This window comes from Micromonospora sp. WMMD812, from assembly GCF_027497215.1.
Taxonomy (GTDB): domain Bacteria; phylum Actinomycetota; class Actinomycetes; order Mycobacteriales; family Micromonosporaceae; genus Micromonospora.
On sequence record NZ_CP114904.1, the window covers coordinates 2,130,001 to 2,146,689 of the forward strand.

The 16,689-nt window shown below is 74.2% G+C and carries 17 protein-coding genes (1 of these 17 only partly in view); 14 read left to right on the forward strand and 3 right to left on the reverse strand.

What is annotated here, in order from left to right:
* From O7603_RS09630 to O7603_RS09645, 4 genes are all read left to right on the forward strand, one after another.
* Nucleotides 1–342, forward strand: the 3' portion of a protein-coding gene (locus O7603_RS09630) for a PaaI family thioesterase (RefSeq protein WP_281575346.1). The gene continues 51 nt to the left of window position 1, outside the view; 342 of the gene's 393 nt are visible here — the last part of the coding sequence; its start codon lies beyond the left edge, outside the window; its stop codon occupies nt 340–342.
* A gap of 155 nt (nt 343–497) precedes the next feature.
* Nucleotides 498–1,724: a divalent metal cation transporter gene (locus tag O7603_RS09635; RefSeq protein WP_281575347.1), complete on the forward strand. Its 1,227-nt coding sequence runs from the start codon at nt 498–500 to the stop codon at nt 1,722–1,724.
* The gene (locus O7603_RS09640; RefSeq protein WP_281575348.1) at nt 1,721–2,101 is read left to right on the forward strand and encodes a hypothetical protein; all 381 of its coding nucleotides are present in this window, start codon (nt 1,721–1,723) and stop codon (nt 2,099–2,101) included. Before O7603_RS09635 ends, O7603_RS09640 begins: the two co-directional genes overlap by 4 nt.
* Nucleotides 2,088–2,396 carry a PRC-barrel domain containing protein gene (locus O7603_RS09645; protein ID WP_281575349.1) on the forward strand — a complete coding sequence of 103 codons (309 nt, stop codon included), beginning with the start codon at nt 2,088–2,090 and terminating at the stop codon, nt 2,394–2,396. Before O7603_RS09640 ends, O7603_RS09645 begins: the two co-directional genes overlap by 14 nt.
* A gap of 113 nt (nt 2,397–2,509) precedes the next feature.
* On the opposite strand, the gene O7603_RS09650 is transcribed toward O7603_RS09645, so the two are convergent.
* The 3 genes from O7603_RS09650 to O7603_RS09660 form a co-directional block, all read right to left on the reverse strand.
* On the reverse strand, nt 2,510–3,841 hold the full coding sequence (locus tag O7603_RS09650; protein WP_281575350.1) for a hemolysin family protein: 1,332 nt from the start codon (nt 3,839–3,841) through the stop codon (nt 2,510–2,512).
* A 124-nt stretch (nt 3,842–3,965) separates the two neighbouring features.
* Complete coding sequence (locus O7603_RS09655; protein ID WP_281575351.1) at nt 3,966–4,697, reverse strand: hypothetical protein; 732 nt, start codon at nt 4,695–4,697, stop codon at nt 3,966–3,968.
* Between the two features lie 39 nt (nt 4,698–4,736).
* Entirely contained in the window at nt 4,737–5,369 is a 633-nt protein-coding gene (locus O7603_RS09660) for an acyltransferase (protein WP_281575352.1), read from the reverse strand.
* Nucleotides 5,370–5,643: 274 nt separating this feature from the next.
* On the opposite strand from O7603_RS09660, the gene O7603_RS09665 reads away from it, so the two are divergent.
* The 10 genes from O7603_RS09665 to O7603_RS09710 all read left to right on the forward strand — a co-directional run bounded on the left by O7603_RS09665 (nt 5,644) and on the right by O7603_RS09710 (nt 16,596).
* The gene (locus tag O7603_RS09665; protein ID WP_281575353.1) at nt 5,644–6,717 is read left to right on the forward strand and encodes a Gfo/Idh/MocA family oxidoreductase; all 1,074 of its coding nucleotides are present in this window, start codon (nt 5,644–5,646) and stop codon (nt 6,715–6,717) included.
* Between the two features lie 61 nt (nt 6,718–6,778).
* Nucleotides 6,779–7,744 (forward strand): NAD-dependent epimerase/dehydratase family protein, encoded by a 966-nt coding sequence (locus tag O7603_RS09670; protein ID WP_281575354.1) that lies wholly within the window; start codon nt 6,779–6,781, stop codon nt 7,742–7,744.
* Nucleotides 7,741–8,871 carry a DegT/DnrJ/EryC1/StrS family aminotransferase gene (locus O7603_RS09675; RefSeq protein ID WP_281575355.1) on the forward strand — a complete coding sequence of 377 codons (1,131 nt, stop codon included), beginning with the start codon at nt 7,741–7,743 and terminating at the stop codon, nt 8,869–8,871. Before O7603_RS09670 ends, O7603_RS09675 begins: the two co-directional genes overlap by 4 nt.
* Nucleotides 8,871–9,689, forward strand: coding sequence for an acetyltransferase (locus O7603_RS09680; RefSeq protein WP_281575356.1), 819 nt, complete (start codon nt 8,871–8,873; stop codon nt 9,687–9,689). Before O7603_RS09675 ends, O7603_RS09680 begins: the two co-directional genes overlap by 1 nt.
* Before the next feature lie 2 nt (nt 9,690–9,691).
* Nucleotides 9,692–10,810 (forward strand): DegT/DnrJ/EryC1/StrS family aminotransferase, encoded by a 1,119-nt coding sequence (locus O7603_RS09685; protein WP_281575357.1) that lies wholly within the window; start codon nt 9,692–9,694, stop codon nt 10,808–10,810.
* Between the two features lie 90 nt (nt 10,811–10,900).
* Nucleotides 10,901–12,166 carry an MFS transporter gene (locus O7603_RS09690; RefSeq protein WP_281575358.1) on the forward strand — a complete coding sequence of 422 codons (1,266 nt, stop codon included), beginning with the start codon at nt 10,901–10,903 and terminating at the stop codon, nt 12,164–12,166.
* Nucleotides 12,163–13,200 (forward strand): hypothetical protein, encoded by a 1,038-nt coding sequence (locus tag O7603_RS09695; protein WP_281575359.1) that lies wholly within the window; start codon nt 12,163–12,165, stop codon nt 13,198–13,200. Before O7603_RS09690 ends, O7603_RS09695 begins: the two co-directional genes overlap by 4 nt.
* Nucleotides 13,201–13,328: 128 nt before the next feature.
* On the forward strand, nt 13,329–14,198 hold the full coding sequence (locus O7603_RS09700) for a DUF6492 family protein (protein WP_281575360.1): 870 nt from the start codon (nt 13,329–13,331) through the stop codon (nt 14,196–14,198).
* Nucleotides 14,199–14,299: 101 nt separating this feature from the next.
* Nucleotides 14,300–15,772, forward strand: coding sequence for an O-antigen ligase family protein (locus O7603_RS09705; RefSeq protein WP_281575361.1), 1,473 nt, complete (start codon nt 14,300–14,302; stop codon nt 15,770–15,772).
* Nucleotides 15,772–16,596, forward strand: coding sequence for a Wzz/FepE/Etk N-terminal domain-containing protein (locus tag O7603_RS09710; RefSeq protein WP_281575362.1), 825 nt, complete (start codon nt 15,772–15,774; stop codon nt 16,594–16,596). Before O7603_RS09705 ends, O7603_RS09710 begins: the two co-directional genes overlap by 1 nt.
* Nucleotides 16,597–16,689: the final 93 nt, after the last annotated feature.

The window sequence follows — 16,689 nt, forward strand, 5'->3', positions numbered from 1 at the left end:
ATCGAGGAGGCGAGCGCCGATCGCGTGCTCATCCGGTGGGCGGTTCGCCCGGAGCTGCACCAGCCGTTCGGCATCCAGCACGGCGGGGTGTACTGCTCGGTGGTGGAGACGGCGGCCAGCGTCGGCGCCTCGCTGTGGTTCGGCGACCGCGGGACGGTCGTCGGAGTGTCGAACCAGACGGACTTCCTGCGCGCCGTCCGGGACGGCGAGCTCACCGCGGTCGGCACGCCGGTGCACCGCGGCCGTAGCCAGCAGCTCTGGCAGGTGGTGATCAACGACGGCGACGACCGGCTGGTCGCCCGCGGGCAGGTCCGACTGCAGAACCTCTCCCGCACCGCGTAGCCGTCGGCCGGCCGGTCCGCCGCCCGAGAGGCGCCGCGGACGGCCGGAGGCGGAGGGGTCGGCCGGCGTGCGCCCGCGCCTGCCCGGTTTGCCGGAACGAGGGTGGTTCGCGCGGTTATCGTCGCGTCGATGACACCACCCGCCCCCGACCCGCCGTGAGGAGACTCCTCGCCGCGACGCTCGGCATCCTCTCCGCCGTGGGTGGCTTCGTGGACATCGGCGACCTGGTCGCGGCGAGCCAGGCCGGCGCCCGGTTCGGGATGGGCCACGCCTGGGTGCTGCTGGTCGGCGTGGTGGGCATCTGCGCGTACGCTGAGATGGCCGGTCGGATCGCGGCGGTGAGCGGCCGAGCGGTCTTCGACCTGGTCCGGGAGCGGCTCGGCGCCCGCGTCGCGCTGCTGAACCTGGCCGCGTCGTACCTGGTCACGGTGCTCACCCTGGCGGCGGAGCTGGGCGGCGTGGCACTGGCCCTGCGGCTGGCCTCCGGGCTGCCGTACCTGATCTGGGTGCCGGTCGCCGGTTTCGCGGTGTGGCTGGTGCTGTGGCGAATGCGGTTCCCGCTGATGGAGCGGGTCTGGGGGCTGGCCGGGCTGGCCCTGGTGGTGTTCGCGATCGCGTTGTTCGCCCTGCCCACCGACTGGGCCGCCCTGGCCCGGGGTGCAGTGCAGCCGGCGGAGGCCGGTTTCGGCTGGGGCGCGTACTGGTTCGTGGCGGTGGCGCTCTTCGCCTCCACGGTCAGCCCGTACGAGGTGGTCTTCTTCTCCTCCGGCGGGGTGGAGGAGCGGTGGAGCGCCGCGGACCTGGCCGACGCCCGGTCCAGCGTGCTGATCGGGTTCCCGGTCGGCGGCTTCCTCGCGCTGTCGCTGATCGCCACCGCGACGGTGGTCTTCCACCCGTCGGGGGCGTCGCTGGACCGGCTCGACCAGGTCGCCGAGCCGGCGGTGCTGGCGTTCGGGGCGGTCGGTCTGGCGGTCGCGGCGCTGGCGTTCTTCGCGGTGACCTTCGGCGCCGCGCTGGAGACCGGGCTGTCCGCCGCGTACTCCGCCGCCCAGTACTTCGGCTGGCAGTGGGGCAAGCGGGTCAGCCCCCGGGAGGCCGCTCGGTTCCACACGGTGCTGCTGGTGAGCATCCTGCTGGGGGTGCTGGTGCTGCTCACCACGGTCGACCCGATCGCGCTCACCGAGTACATGCTGATCGTGAGCGCGGTGGCGCTGCCGCTGACCTACCTGCCGATCCTCATCGTCGCCAACGACCGGACGTACCTCGGCGACCGGGTCAACGGCCGGCTGCTGAACCTGCTCGGGGCGGTGTTCCTTCTGCTCATCGTGGCGGCCTCGGTCGCCGCGATCCCGCTGGCGATCACCACGAGGATGGGACAGTGAGGCTCCAGTTGGGCCGGCAACTGCTGGACCGCCAGCTCGTCGACGTCGACGGGCGGCTGGTCGGCAAGGTCGACGACGTCGAGTTCGCGCTGGACGACGACGGCGTGCCGTACGTGCGGACCCTCCTGGTCGGGCCGGGCGCGCTCGGCGACCGGGTCGGCGGCCGGCTGGGGCGACTCCTGGTCCGGGCGGCCGAGCGGTTCGTCACCGACCGGCCGCTGGACGCGCTGCGAATCCCGTTCCACCTGGTCGACCGGGTGGACAGCGCCGTGCGCCTGCGCGCCCGCGCCGACGAGCTGCCGCCGTCGCCGGTGGAGGACTGGCTGCGCCGGCACCTGATCGAGCGGATCCCGGGGGCGGGCCGTGCGAGCGGGTGAGCTGCTCGGGCGGACCGCGTACGACCGGCGGGGCCGCCGGCTCGGCCGGGTGGTGGACCTGGTCGTGCGCGGCGGGTTTCCCGACGGCCGGCTCCGCCTCACCGACGTGGTGGTCACCGGGCACTGGTACGGCCGGCTCAGCGGGCGGCTGATCGGGCCGGAGCGGCACCCGTCCGGCCCGTGGGCGATCCGGCTGGTCGCGCACCGGCTGGCCCGCAGCACCCGGCTGGTGCCGATCGGCCAGGTCCGGCTGGAGCCGCCGGTGCCGGGCTTCCCCCGCCCACCCGGCGCCTGAGGCCGCCGCGGGTCGGCGCGGCCGTGGCGATCATGCAGTTGTGGTGGGGGACGGAAGCCGTGAACCGGTACAGGCAGGGCACCACAACTGCATGATCGACCGGGAAGGTGGGGTCAGCCTCGCGCCTCGTCGAGGGCCGGTTCGGCGTCCGGGTCCGTCTCGTCGGCGGCGGGGTCGGGAAGGCGGTGCAGCCGGACCTCGGTGATGGCCCGGTGGTCGATCCGGGCGACCTCCAGCCGCCAGCCGTCGATCGCGACGTCCTCGCCGGCCACCGTGGGAATGTGCCCCAGGCAGGCGAGCACCAGGCCGGCGATGGTCGTGTAGTCGCCGGCGGGCCGGCCGGCCAGCGTGACGCCGATGTCCGGAAGGTCGTGCACCGGGAAGGTGCCGGGCACCCGCAGCGCGCCGTCCGGATCGGTGCGCACCGCGCGTACGTCCCGATCGGTCTCGTCGTAGATCTCCCCGACGATCTCCTCGAGGATGTCCTCCAGGGTGACGATGCCGTCGACCGCGCCGCGCTCGTCGACCACCAGCGCGATGTGCTGGCGTTCGGCCTTGAACTGGCGCAGCGCGTCCACCACCGGCAGCGAGTCGGGCAGCAGCATCGGTGGGCGGGCGCACTCGTCCACCGGCCGGTCGTCCGGCACTCCGACGAGGTCCCGCAGGTGGAGGACGCCGACCGCGTCGTCCAGCCCGCCGTGCCGCACCACCGGCGCCCGGGAGTGCCCGGTGGCGGCCAGCACCAGCCGGGCCGCCTCGGCGGTCGTGCCGCTGTCCAGGCAGAAGACCTGCAGCCGGGGCACCAGCACCGCCCGCAGCCGCCGGTCCGCGATCTCCACCGCGCCGGCGATGATGGTCTGCTGTTCCTTGGTGAACCCGTGGTTGCCGGCGACGATGTCCCGCAGCTCGTCGGGGCTGATCTCGTCGCGCTGCGGGCTCGGGTCGAGCCCGACCAGGCGGACGACCAGGTCGCTGGTGGCGCCGAGGGCCCACACGGCGGGGCGGGTGAGGGTGGCGAGCAGGTCCAGCGGACGGGCCACCAGCAGCGCCCACCGCTCGGCCGACTGCATGGCGATCCGCTTCGGGGCGAGCTCGCCGAAGACCAGGGTGACGAAGGTCAGCGCCAGGGTGACCGCCACGATGGCGACCGGCTCGGCCGCGTCGCCGAGCGACCCGAGCAGCGGGACCAGCGGCTTGGCCAGGGAGACCGCGGCGGCGGCCGAGGCGAGGAAACCGGCGAGCGTGATGCCGATCTGGATGGTGGCGAGGAAGCGGTTCGGGTCCGTCGCCAGGCGGGCCAGCACCCGGCCGGCCCGGCTGGTGCGCTCCAGCCGCTGCACCTGGCTGTCCCGGAGCGAGACCAGCGCCATCTCGCTGCCGGCGAACACCGCGTTGAGGATGACCAGGACTCCGACCAGCGCCAGTTGGCCCCAGTAGCTCTGCACGCCCGGCTCTCCCTCGCACGACCGCGCCGGCGGCACCGGCGCCGCCGGCCGGAGGGCCCGGCCGGCGTACGCGCATCAGTGCCCAGCCGACCCGGCGGTGAATCCTCCCCGGGGCGGCAGCGGATCAGGCGGACGCGGCGGCCGGAGCCTTCGGCAGGTCGAGCACGTACGCCTCGCCCTCCCGGCGGAAGCCGAGGCGGTGGTAGTAGGGGGCGACCATGCCGGGCGGGCTGACCACCCGGCGGAAGCCACGGTCGGTGAAGAGGCGGCTGCGCCGGTAGACGAACTCCCCGGGGGTGAAGTCGCGGAACCGCTGGGTGACGTAGTCCAAGTCGATCTGGGCGACCCCGTGCGCCTCGGCGTGGGCGAGCACCACGCCGACCACCTCGTCGGCGCGGACCACCAGGAACGCCGAGCGGCCCGTCCCGTCGGCGCGCCCTTCACCGGCGGGCGGCTCGTCGGCGGGCGGCTCGTCGGCGCGCCGTCCACCGGCCGGCGGCTCGTCGGCGGGCCGGTCCTCCGGCGGCCAGTGGAAGCCGGGGTTGAAGCGGGCGATGTCGGCGGCGTGCACCCGCAGCGTGTGGGCCAGGAACTCGTCCCGGACGCCCACCTCGACCACCTGGTACGCCTCCTCGTCGTGCCGGGTGGCCAGCATCCGGCGCAGGTACCAGATGTTGATCACGGCCAGCACCACGTTCAGCCCGACCATCGGCCAGACGTGCACGGCGGCGTTGAAGAAGATCAGGATCAGACAGCCGAGCAGGTTCAGCGCACGCAGGCGGAGGATGCGGGTCTGCAGCAGGGACCAGACCAGCACCGCGGAGCCGACCCAGCCGAGGAGTTCCAGCCAGTTCACCCTACGAGGGTACGGCGTGCGCCGACGCCGGCCCGCCGGTCACGCGGCCCCCGACGGCACCTCGGTGAGCCGCCCCGCGTCCTCGCGGTACTCGGCGCCGGTGCGCGGGCAGACGTACCCGCCGCCGCCCTTGGCGACCAGCGGCTCACCCGCCAGCCCCACCCAGCCGACCCGGCGGGCCGGCACGCCGACCACCAGCGCGAAGTCCGGCACGTCCTTGGTGACCACGGCGCCCGCCGCGATCAGCGCCCACCGGCCGATCGTGACCGGCGCCACACAGACCGCCCGCGCGCCGATCGCCGCACCCTCGCCGACCACCACCCCGACCGCCGTCCAGTCCGCGCCGGTCTTGAGCCGGCCCTCCGGAGTCACCGCGCGTGGGTACTCGTCGTTGGTGAGCACCGCGGCCGGTCCGACGAAGACGCCGTCGGCCAGCTCCGCCGGCTCGTACACCAGGGCGTGGTTCTGGAGTTTGACGTTGTCGCCGAGGCGGACGCCGGGCCCCACGTACGCGCCCCGGCCGATGACGCAGTTCCGGCCGACCGACGCGTCCTCACGGATCTGCGCGAGGTGCCAGACCCGGGTGCCGGACCGGACGGTGGCCCGCTCGTCCACGTCGGCCGTCGCGGCGATCCGCACGTCGTCGCCCGGTGCCTCGGGGGCGTCGGTCATCGCTGTTTCCTCTCCGGTCGGCGCGGCCTCAGGGGGGTGGAACGGTAGACGCTCGGCGACACAGCCGATGTCGCCTAGCCGACGCAGTACGGGGAACCGACCGTCCGAGGAGGGCGGACGGACCGAAGGGACCCATTGACCCGACGGCACCGCCGGATTTCCGTCTGCGCTCTGGCGTAGCCGGCGACGATCTCGATAGCTTGCCGGACGGACGTCGTCCACCCACTTCCCCCTTCGCGTACGCGTCCTTTCCCCTCTAGCGAAACGGATGTCCGTGAACGCATCGCATGCTGCCACCGACGAACCGATCGGTGTGGCCGTCGTCGGGGCCGGCTACTGGGGTCCGAATCTCGTCCGCAATTTCCAGTCGTCCACCGACTTCCGGCTGCGCGCGCTCTGCGACCTCGACGTGGGCCGGGCCCGGCGGGTGCTCGGCGACTACTCGACGGTGCGGGCCACCGACGACCTGGCGAGTGTGCTGGCCGACGACACGGTGCGGGCGGTGGCCGTCGCCACCCCGGCCGGCACCCACCTCGAGGTGGCGACCGCGGCGCTGCGGGCCGGCAAGCACGTGCTCGTGGAGAAGCCGCTCGCGGCCAGCTTCGCGCAGGGCCGGGCGCTGGTCGCCGAGGCCGAGCGGCGGGGCCTGTCGCTGATGTGCGACCACACCTACTGCTACACGCCGGCGGTGCTGCGCATCCGCGAGCTGCTGCACGGCGGGCAGCTGGGCGAGCTGCAGTACCTCGACTCCGTACGGATCAACCTGGGGTTGGTCCAGCGCGACATCGACGTGATGTGGGACTTGGCGCCGCACGACCTGTCGATCCTCGACTTCATCCTCCCGCCGGGCGTCGCGCCGGTCTCGGTGGCCGCGCACGGCGCGGACCGGATCGGTGCGGGCCGGGCCTGCGTCGCCTACCTGACGCTGCACCTCAACACCGGCGCGATCGCGCACATCCACGTCAACTGGCTCTCCCCGGTGAAGATCCGCACCACGATCATCGGTGGCTCGAAGCGGACCCTGGTCTGGGACGACCTCAACCCGAGCCAGCGACTGTCCATCTTCGACCGTGGGGTGGACGTGGCGTCGGCCGAGGAGCTCGGCGACGAGCAGCGCCGGGACATGCTGGTGTCGTACCGCTCGGGCGACATGGTCGCGCCGGCGCTGACCGAACGCGAGGCGCTGCGCACCATGGTCGAGGAGTACGCCCGCTCGATCCGCAGCGGCACGCCCGCGCTGACCGACGGTCGGGCCGGGCTGCGGGTGATCGCCGTCCTGGAGGCCGCCTCGCGGAGTCTCGCCGATGGCGGTCGCCTGGTCGACCTCGACGAGTGGGTCGACGCGTGAGCACATCGTCGGACCGGGTGCGTCGGCCGGCGCCGGCCCGGAGCGGAGCGGAGGAGTCGGCATGAGTGCCGTGGAGATCGCCGGGGCACGGGCCCTGGTCACCGGTGGAGCGGGCACGATCGGCTCCCACGTCGTCGACGAACTGGTCCGCGGCGGCGCGGCGGAGGTCGTCGTGCTGGACAACTTCGTCCGTGGCCGGCGGGAGAACCTGGCCCACGCCCTGCCGCACGGCACCGTACGCCTGGTCGAGGGCGACATCCGGGACACGGCGCTCGTGCACGAGCTGACCCGGGGCAAGGACCTGGTCTTCCACCTCGCCGCGATCCGCATCACCCAGTGCGCGGAGGAGCCCCGGCTCGCCAACGAGGTGCTGGTCGACGGCACCTTCACCGTCCTCGAGGCGGCGGCGGCCGCCAAGGTCCGCAAGGTCGTCCTCTCCTCGTCGGCCTCCGTGTACGGGCTCGCCGACGCGTTCCCGACCACCGAGCGGCACCACCCGTACCACAACGACACGTTCTACGGCGCCGCGAAGGCGTTCAACGAGGGCATGGCGCGCAGCTTCCACAGCATGTACGGCCTGGACTACGTCGCCCTGCGCTACTTCAACGTCTACGGGCCCCGGATGGACATCCACGGCCTCTACACCGAGGTCCTGATCCGCTGGATGGAGCGGATCGAGGCCGGCACTCCCCCGCTGATCCTCGGCGACGGCCTGCAGACCATGGACTTCGTGCACGTCGCCGACATCGCCCGGGCCAACATCCTGGCCGCCCGGGCGGACGTGACCGACGAGGTGTTCAACATCGCCAGCGGCACCGAGACCAGCCTCGGCGAGCTGGCCCGGGCGCTCAGCGACGTGATGAAGTCCGACCTCGCGCCGGAGTACGGCCCGGCCCGCGCGGTCAACGGGGTCACCCGCCGGCTGGCCGACACCGGCGCCGCGGAGCGGCGGCTGGGCTTCCGCGCCGAGATCGGCCTGCACGAAGGGCTCCAGGGGCTGGTCGACTGGTGGCGGGCGGAGAAATGAACCGGATTCCCGTGATGGTGCCGCGGCTCGGTGAGGAGGAGGCGCAGGCCGCCGCCGAGGCGGTCCGCTCCGGCTGGGTGGCCCAGGGGCCGCGGGTGGCCCGTTTCGAGCGGGAGTTCGCCGCGCTGGTGGGAGCCGACCACGGCGTCGCGGTCAGCTCCTGCACCACGGCGCTGCACCTGGCGCTGGTGCTGCTCGACGTCGGCCCGGGCGACGAGGTCGTCGTGCCGTCGTTCTCCTTCATCGCCACCGCCAACGCGGTGCGCTACGTCGGCGCGACCCCGGTCTTCGCCGACGTCGACCTCGACACCGGCAACCTGACGGTGGCGACCGTCGACGCGGTGCGCACGTCCCGCACCCGGGCGGTGATCGCCGTTCACCAGGGCGGCGTGCCGTTCGACGTGGCCGCGCTGCGCGACGCCGCCGTCGGGTGGGGGGTGCCGCTGGTCGAGGACGCCGCCTGCGCCGCCGGCTCCACGGCGTACGGGCGGCCGGTCGGGGCCGGCGCGGCGATCTCGGCCTGGTCGTTCCACCCTCGCAAGCTGCTGACCACCGGCGAGGGCGGGATGGTCACGGTGGACGACCCCGAGTGGGCCGCCCGGCTGCGCCGCCTGCGCGAGCACGGCATGAACGTCTCGGCGGCCGACCGCCACGCCAGCGCCCAGCCGGTGCTGGAGGCCTACCTGGAGACCGCCTTCAACTACCGCATGACCGACATCCAGGCGGCGATCGGCCTCGTGCAGCTCGGCCGGCTCGCCGAGCTGGTGACGCAGCGGCGCGCGCTCGCCGCCCGCTACCACGACCTGCTCGCCGACGTGGACGGTCTGCGGCCGGTCCGCGACCCCGGCCACGGGGAAACCAACTACCAGTCGTTCTGGGTGCTGATCGGCCCGGAGTACGGGGTCGGCCGCGACGAGGTGCTCGCCGAGCTGGCCGCGGCCGGCGTGTCGGCGCGGCGCGGGATCATGGCCGCCCACCTGGAGCCGGCGTACGCCGGCGTGGCGTCCGCGCCGCTGCCGGTGACCGAGCGGCTGACCCGCGACTCGCTGATCCTGCCGCTGCACCACCAGCTGACCGAGGACGACCAGCGCCACATCGTCGGCGTGCTGCGCAAGCTGGCCCGCTGATGCGCGACCTGGTCATCGTCGGTGCGGGCGGCTTCGCGCGGGAGACCGCCGCGGCGGTCCGCGCGATCAACGACTCCCGTCCCACCTGGCGGCTGCGCGGCTTCCTCGACGACGACCCCGTCCTGCACGGCACCGCCCGCGCGGGCCTGCCGATCCTCGGCGGCACCGACCGGCTGGCCGACCTGCCGGACGCGGCGGTGGTGGTCTGCGTGGGCAGCCCGCGCGACTACCGGGCGCGGCGGCGGATCGTGCGGCGGCTCGCCCTGCCACCCCAGCGGTACGCGACGCTCGTCCACCCCCGCGCCGAGGTCGGCGCCGGCAGTGTCCTCGGGCCGGGCACCGTGCTGCTCGCCGGCGTGGTGCTCACCGCGGACGTGACGGTCGGCGCCCACGTCGCGGTCATGCCGCACGCCGTCCTGACCCACGACGACCGGCTGCACGACCACGTGACCGTCGCCTCCGGGGTACGCCTCGGCGGCGGGGCGGTGCTGCGGCCCGGCGCGTACGTCGGCGCGGGCGCGCTGGTCCGCGAGGGCGTGACGGTCGGTGAGTGGTCGCTGGTCGGGATGGGTTCCGTGGTGCTGCGCGACGTGCCGCCCGGCGAGGTCTGGGCCGGCAACCCGGCCCGCCGGCTGCGCGCGGCCGACCTGCCGGCGGAGCCGGACGGGACGGGGCCCGTGGCCGCGGAGCCGGGGCAGGTGTCGGCCGGGGCGGCGGAGCCGGGGCGCGTCCGGCCGGAGCCGGACGGGCCGGGAGAGGTGTCGACGCCGCCGGCGTCGATCGGGGAACTGACCGTGCCGAAGCTTGTGGGGAGCTGACCATGCCGGGAATTCCGCTCGTCGATCTGGGCGCCGCGCACGCGGAGGTCGCGGAGGAGGTAGAGGCCGGCTTCAAGCGGGTCATCGCCGACACCGCCTTCATCGGTGGCGCCGAGGTCGCCGCGTTCGAACGGGAGTACGCCGCCTTCAGCGGCGTGCCGCACTGTGTCGGGGTGGCGAACGGCACCGACGCGCTCGAACTGGCGCTGCGCGCCGTGGGGGTCGGGCCGGGTGCCGAGGTGGTGCTGCCGACGAACACCTTCATCGCCACCGCCGAGGCGGTCGCCCGCACCGGCGCGCGGCCGGTGCTGGTCGACTGCGACCCCGACACGTACCTGATCGACGTCGAGGCGGCGCTGGCCGCGGTCACGCCGGCCACCCGGGCGGTCGTCCCGGTGCACCTCTACGGTCAGCTCGCGCCGGTGGAGCGGCTGCGGGCCGGCCTGGCCGGTAGTGACGTCGCCGTCGTCGAGGACGCCGCGCAGTGCCAGGGCGCCACCCGGCACGGGCGGGGCGCGGGGGTCGAGGGCATCGCCGCGACGAGCTTCTACCCGGGCAAGAACCTGGGCGCGTACGGGGACGCGGGTGCCGTCGTCACCGCCGACGCCGCGCTCGCCACGGCGGTCCGCACGCTCGGCAGCCACGGCGGCCTCACGAAGTACGCGCACGACGTGATCGGGGTGAACAGCCGGCTGGACGGCCTCCAGGCGGTGGTGCTCCGCGCCAAGCTGGCCCGGCTGGCGACGTGGAACGCCGCGCGCCGCGCCGCGGCGGCCCGGTACGACGCGCTGCTGGAGTCGGTGGACGTGATCCGCCCGGTGACGCTGGCGGGCAACGAGCACGTCTGGCACATCTACTGCGTCCGGGTCCCGGGGGACGGCACCGCCGACCGTCGGGACGCGGTGCTCGGGCGGCTCCACGCGGCCGGCGTCGGGGCGGGCATCCACTACCCGGTGCCCGTGCACCGGACGCCCGCGTTCGCCGGCCTCGGCCATCCGCGGGGCGCGTTCCCGCGCGCGGAGCGGATCGCGGCGGAACTGCTGTCGCTGCCGATCTACCCGCAGATCACGCCGGACCAGCAGGAGGCCGTGGTGGCGGCCCTGATCGCCGCGCTGGGCTGACGGGTCACGGAGGGCCGCCGGCCGGCGCGGGGCGCGTCCGGCCGGCGGTGGTAGGCGGCCCGCGAGCGCGGGCCGGGAGGTGGGGACGTCGTGTACGTGACGCTGCGGGACCGGCCGGGCGACGCCGGGCCGGATCGGCGTGCCGCGCTGCGCCGCGTCTCCGGCACCGTGGTGCTGCTCGGCACGGTCAGCCTGCTCACCGACGTGTCCTCGGAGATGGTGGCGTCGGTCCTGCCGCTCTACCTGACCGCCGTGGTGGGTCTGAGCCCCATCGCGTACGGCTTCCTGGACGGCGTCTACCAGGGCGTGAGCGCCCTCGTGCGGATCGCCGGGGGGTACGCCGGTGACCGCGGCCAGCGACCGAAGTGGGTGGCGGCGGCCGGGTACGCCACGTCCGCGCTGAGCCGGTTGGCGATGCTGCCGGCGGCCGGCTTCGCGGCGATCACCGCGGTGGTCACCGCGGACCGGCTGGGCAAGGGCCTGCGCACCGCGCCCCGGGACGCGCTGATCGCCGCGGCGTCGCGGCCGGAGGTGCTGGGGCGGGCGTTCGGTGTGCACCGCATGCTCGACACCCTCGGCGCGGCGGTCGGTCCGCTGGTCGCCTTCGCCCTGCTGTGGACCGTCCCGGGCAGCTACGACTCCGTCTTCGTCGTCTCGTTCGCGTTCGCGGTCGCCGGGGTGGCGGTGCTCGTGCTTCTCGTACCGGATCTGCCGACCGCGACCGGCGCGGTCCGCGCCGGCGCGCGTCGGGTGCTGGCGGAGGTCGCCGGGCGGCGGCTGCGCCGGCCGCTCCTGGCCGCCGCGCTGCTGGGCCTGCTGACCATCGGCGACGGCTTCCTGTACCTGACCCTCCAGGACCGGGACGACTTCGCCGCCCGCTGGTTCCCGCTGCTCTACGTGGGCACCAACGTCGCGTACCTCGTCCTGGCCGTGCCGCTGGGGCGGCTCGCCGACCGGGTCGGCCGCGGGCGGGTGCTCGTCGCCGGCCACCTGGCGCTGCTCGGCGGCTATCTGCTCGCCGCGCTGCCGCGCGGTGGCGTCGGCCTCACCGTCGCCGTCCTGCTTCTGCTCGGCGTCTTCTACGCCGCCACGGACGGCGTGCTCGCGGCGCTGGTGAGCCGACTGGTGGCGGCCGAGGCGCGGGGCAGCGGCATCGCGGCCGCCCAGACCACGGTGGTGCTGGCCCGGTTCGCCGCGTCCCTCCTGTTCGGCCTGATGTGGCACGTGCAGGGGCCGCGTCCGGCGCTGCTGCTCTTCGCGGTGCTGCTGGCCGGCGCCGTGCCGGTCGCCGCCTGGCTGCTGCGTGGCATCGACCGGGCACCCACCGAGCCCCTTCCGAACGGAGTTCCGGCATGAGCGCCCGGTCCCACGGACTCGCCCCCCGGGCACGCGTGGCCGTGCTGGCGGTGGTGCTGCTGGTCGCCGCCGTCGGGGCCGGCGGCTACGTCTGGCAGGTCCGGCAGGGGCAGGCGGCCGCGCGGGCGGAGGCGACCGCCGTGCCGACCCGGACGGACCTGGCCGCCGTCCGCGCCGGGCCGCACCTGGTCTTCCGCAGCACCGCTCCCGGCCCGGACTACGGGCGCGTGGCGATGGTGCCGCTGTCGGCGCCGGACGGGCCGCGCGCCGTCACTCCCGCCTCGTGCGAACGGGTCCACGCCACCCGGGACGACGCGGTCTGTCTCGCCGGGGACCGGGGCCTGGTGACCACCTACCGGGCGCAGGTGCTCGGCGCCGACTGGGCGCCGCGGCGCGACCTGCCGCTGGTCGGCACGCCGAGCCGGGCCCGGCTGTCCCGGGACGGGTCGCTGGCCGCGACCACCACGTTCGTCTACGGCGACTCGTACGCCAACCCGGGTCAGTTCTCCACCCGCACCATCGTCAGCCGGGTCGACGGCGAGGTGGTCGGTGACCTCGAACAGTTCCAGCTCGTCGTCGACGGGAGGGTGGTCACCGCGATCGACCGGAACCTGTGGGGCGTCACCTTCGCCGACGACGACCGGTTCTACGCCACCGCCGCCTCCGGCGGGAAGACGTGGCTGGTCGAGGGCAGCCTCAAAGCCCGCCGGGTCACCGCCCTGCGGACGGACGCCGAGTGCCCGTCGCTGTCACCGGACGGCACCCGCATCGCGTTCAAGAAGCACGGCGACCTGCCGCCGGGCCGCTGGCGGCTGGCCGTCCACGACCTGGCGACCGGCACGGAGACGCTGCTCGCCGAGACCCGCAGCGTCGACGACCAGGTCGAGTGGCTGGACGGCCGCACGGTCATCTACGGCCTGCCCCGCGCGCAGACCGGCACGGCGACCAGCGACGTCTGGTCGGTGCCGGCGGACGGCGGTGGCGCCCCCGAACCGCTGGTCCGGGACGCCTGGTCACCGGCGGTGGTCCGGTGACCGCCGGCCGGTCGACGGACGGCCATTCCGCCACGCCGGGTCCCACCGTGCCCGCCCCGGACGCACACCGCACCGTGGACGGCCCGGACGCCGCCGCACCCGCGCCACCCGACAGGAGAGACCCCGAGATGTCGCGACTGGCCGTCATCACGCCGAGCTTCGGGCCGGACTTCGAACGCTGCGCCGACCTGCACCGTTCGGTGCTCGCGTACTCGCCGGAGTCGGTGCGGCACCACATCATCGTGCCGCGCCGCGATCTCACCCGCTTCCGCCGGCTCGCCGGGCCGCGGACGGTGATCCACGACGAGGCGGACTTCCTGCCGCGCACGTTCCGGTCACTGCCGGGCGGGAACCTGTCGGTCAACCTCCGCCGGCCGTTCCCGCCGGTGCGGGGTTGGATCCGCCAGCAGATCATCAAGCTCGCGGCCGCCGCCCGCGTCGACGCCGACGTCGTCGTGCTGGTCGACTCGGACATCGAGTTCGTGCGGCCGTTCTCCGCCGAGACCTTCCGCCGCGACGGGGTGGTGCGGTTCTACCGCGTGCCGGACGAGGTCGACGAGCGGCTGGCCCGGCACGTCATCTGGCACCGGGTCGCCCGGTCCCTGCTCGGGGTCACCCCCGCGACGCCGCCGCACCGCGACTACGTGTCGTCGCTGCTGGCCTGGGATCCGGCGCTGGTCCGGGATCTGCTGGCGCGGGTGGAGTCGGTGACCGGCCGGCGCTGGGGGGACGCGGTCGGCGCCGAGCTGCACTTCTCCGAGTGGACGCTGTACGGCGTGTTCGTGGACGAGGTCGTCGGCGGGGCGGCCGCCGAGGCGTTCGCCGCGGCCGATCCGCTGTGCCACGCGTACTGGGCGGAGACGCCGCTGGACGAGCGGACCATGCCCGAGTTCCTGGGCCGGATCCGCCCCACCGACATCGCCGTCATGATCTCCGCCAAGTCCGGGACGCCGACGCCGCTGCGGCGGGCGGCGCTGGCGAGCCTCTCCCCCGCCTGACATGTCCGTGACCGAGGGTCGCCCGCACCGGCGGCGCGCGGTGTTCCGCCGGTTCGCCCCCGGGCGGTACGCTCTGCCCAGCCCTCGTCGAGGGAGCCCGCATGATGGGTAGTGGCGGCGGCATGGTGCGGCCGGTCGACCGGTCGACGACGACCGTGGCCGACCGGCGCGCGGACGACGGTCGAGCCGTGGTCGACGGCCTGCGGGTGGTGCGGCCACGCGGTTCCAGCCAGGCGGCCGTGATGCTGCAGTTGTTCGTCGTCGCCGCGTTCGTCTTTCCGTCCGACACGGTGGTCCGCATCATCGGGGCCCAGGGCTACCTGGCGAGCTTGATCGCGCTGGTCCTCTTCCTCGCCTGGGCGGTGACGGCGCTCCTCGGCCTGCACGACCCGATCCACACCCGCTACCCGATCCGGGGCGCCCTCGGGTTGCTCTGGATCTGCACGCTGCTCTCGTACGCCGCCATGCCTCTCTTCTCGCCCGACGCGACGCAGCGCCTCAGCGCCGACCGGTGGATCCTCCTGCTCCTCGGCATGTCCGGCGTGATCCTGGTCGCCGCCGAACACCTGCGTGACCCCACGGACCTGCTGCGCGTGATCCGGACCCTGGTCTGGGGTGCGGCCTTCTCCGGCGTCGTCGCCGTGTTCCAGTTCTGGTTCCTGTGGGATTTGAAGCCCCTGCTCCGGCTCGCGCTGCCGGGTTTCGAGGTGAACTCGTCGTACGGGTCGTTCCAGGGGCGCGACGCGCTCGTCCGGGTGACCGGCACGTCGATCCACCCGATCGAGCTGGGCGTGACCGCCGGCATGCTGCTGCCGCTCGCCATCTGGCTGGGCATCAACGACACCGGCCGGTCGCCGACCCGGCGGTGGCTGCCGGTGGGTCTGATCGGGATGTGCATCCCGATGTCGGTCTCCCGGTCGGCGATCCTGGCCGTCGGCGTGGCGGTCGTGGTCTTCGCGGTCTGCCTGCCGGCCCGGCAGCGCGTCTGGCTCTTCGCCTTCGCCCCGGTCGCCGTCGCCGGAGTCTTCGCCACCACGCCCGGCTACCTGCGGACCATCCTGAACTCGTTCACCGCGGGCACCGAGGACGCCTCGATCACGAACCGCCTGGACAACTATCCGCGGGTGGTTGCCCTGGTGCGGGAGGCGCCGTGGCTGGGTCGTGGGGGTGGCACGTTCCTGCCGGCGGACGCGACGCGGATCCTGGACAACCAGTACTTCAAGACCGCGATCGAGATGGGGATCGTCGGGCTGGTGGCGCTCGTCCTCTACTTCCTCATCCCGGCCGTCGCCGTGCTGCAGGTGCGAGCGCGGGCGAAGGAGCCCGAACTCCGGTCCCTCTGCGCCGCGCTCGCCGGCGCCTGCCTCGCGGCGGCGCTCGGGGCGTACACCTTCGACGGCTTCTCGTTCGCCCAGTTCGCCTCCGTCCACGCGGTGGTCGTCGGGCTCTGCGCCACCTGCTGGCTGGCGGTGCGGAGGTGGCCCGCGGAGGTCGGCATCAGGCAGGCGATGATGACGCCGACCACGCAGCGACGTACCGCAACCCCTCTCCCCCCGCGTGAAATGAGCTCCTGATGGACCTGTTGGCACTGTTCACGACTGTCCGCCGCCACAAGCTGATCGTGCTGGCGGTGCTGCTCATCATGGTCGGCGGGAACGCGTACGTCGCCTTCGGGATTCCGCCGCAGTACGAGTCGACCGCGCAGTACGTGCTGATCGCACCGCCGCCGGCGCCGAGCGACGCCGCGATCGAACGGGACCCGAGCCTCGCGAAGGTGAACGCCAACAACCCGTACCTGCGGCTGCCGAATCCGTCCGTCGTCGTCGACGTGCTGGCGCAGCGGGTCTCCGGCGACAACGTCCGCCGCGACCTGATCGCCCAGGGCGCCGACGAGGACTACACGATCAGCGCGACCAACGCGGTCGGGTCCGGCCTGGTGATCAGCATCGTCGGCACCGGGCACTCCGCCGCCTCGGCGACCCAAACCCTGCAGCTGGTGTCCGAGCGCATGAAGACGGAGCTGCACGAGATGCAGAAGGTGGACGGGGCCGACGACAAGTACCTGTTCGTGGCGCTCCCGATCAACCCGCCCACCGACCCGATCCGCAAGGTCACCGGGACGATCCGGTCGTTGATCGCCGTCTCGGCGGCGTGCCTGGTGCTGCTCTTCGGCCTGATCTCCATCGCCGAGGCGGTGGGTCCCCGCCGGACGAAGCAGGTCGTCCCGGCCCCCGACCCGAACGTCCAGCGCGGCGGTCAGCGCGGCGCCCCGCCCGCACCGGCCAACCGGGCTCCGGCCCAGGGCGGGCGGAACGAGAGCGACCTGACCATCGTGCTGCCCCGCGTCGCCTCGAACGACCCGCAGCGACCGACCCGAGGGACACCCACCGGCGAGTGATCCGACAAGGCCCGACGCCGAGGGGACGCCCCGCTCCCGTCGCCCATCCGACCCCGACCACCTGAACGGGTGACCGACACCGTCCGCGCGTGG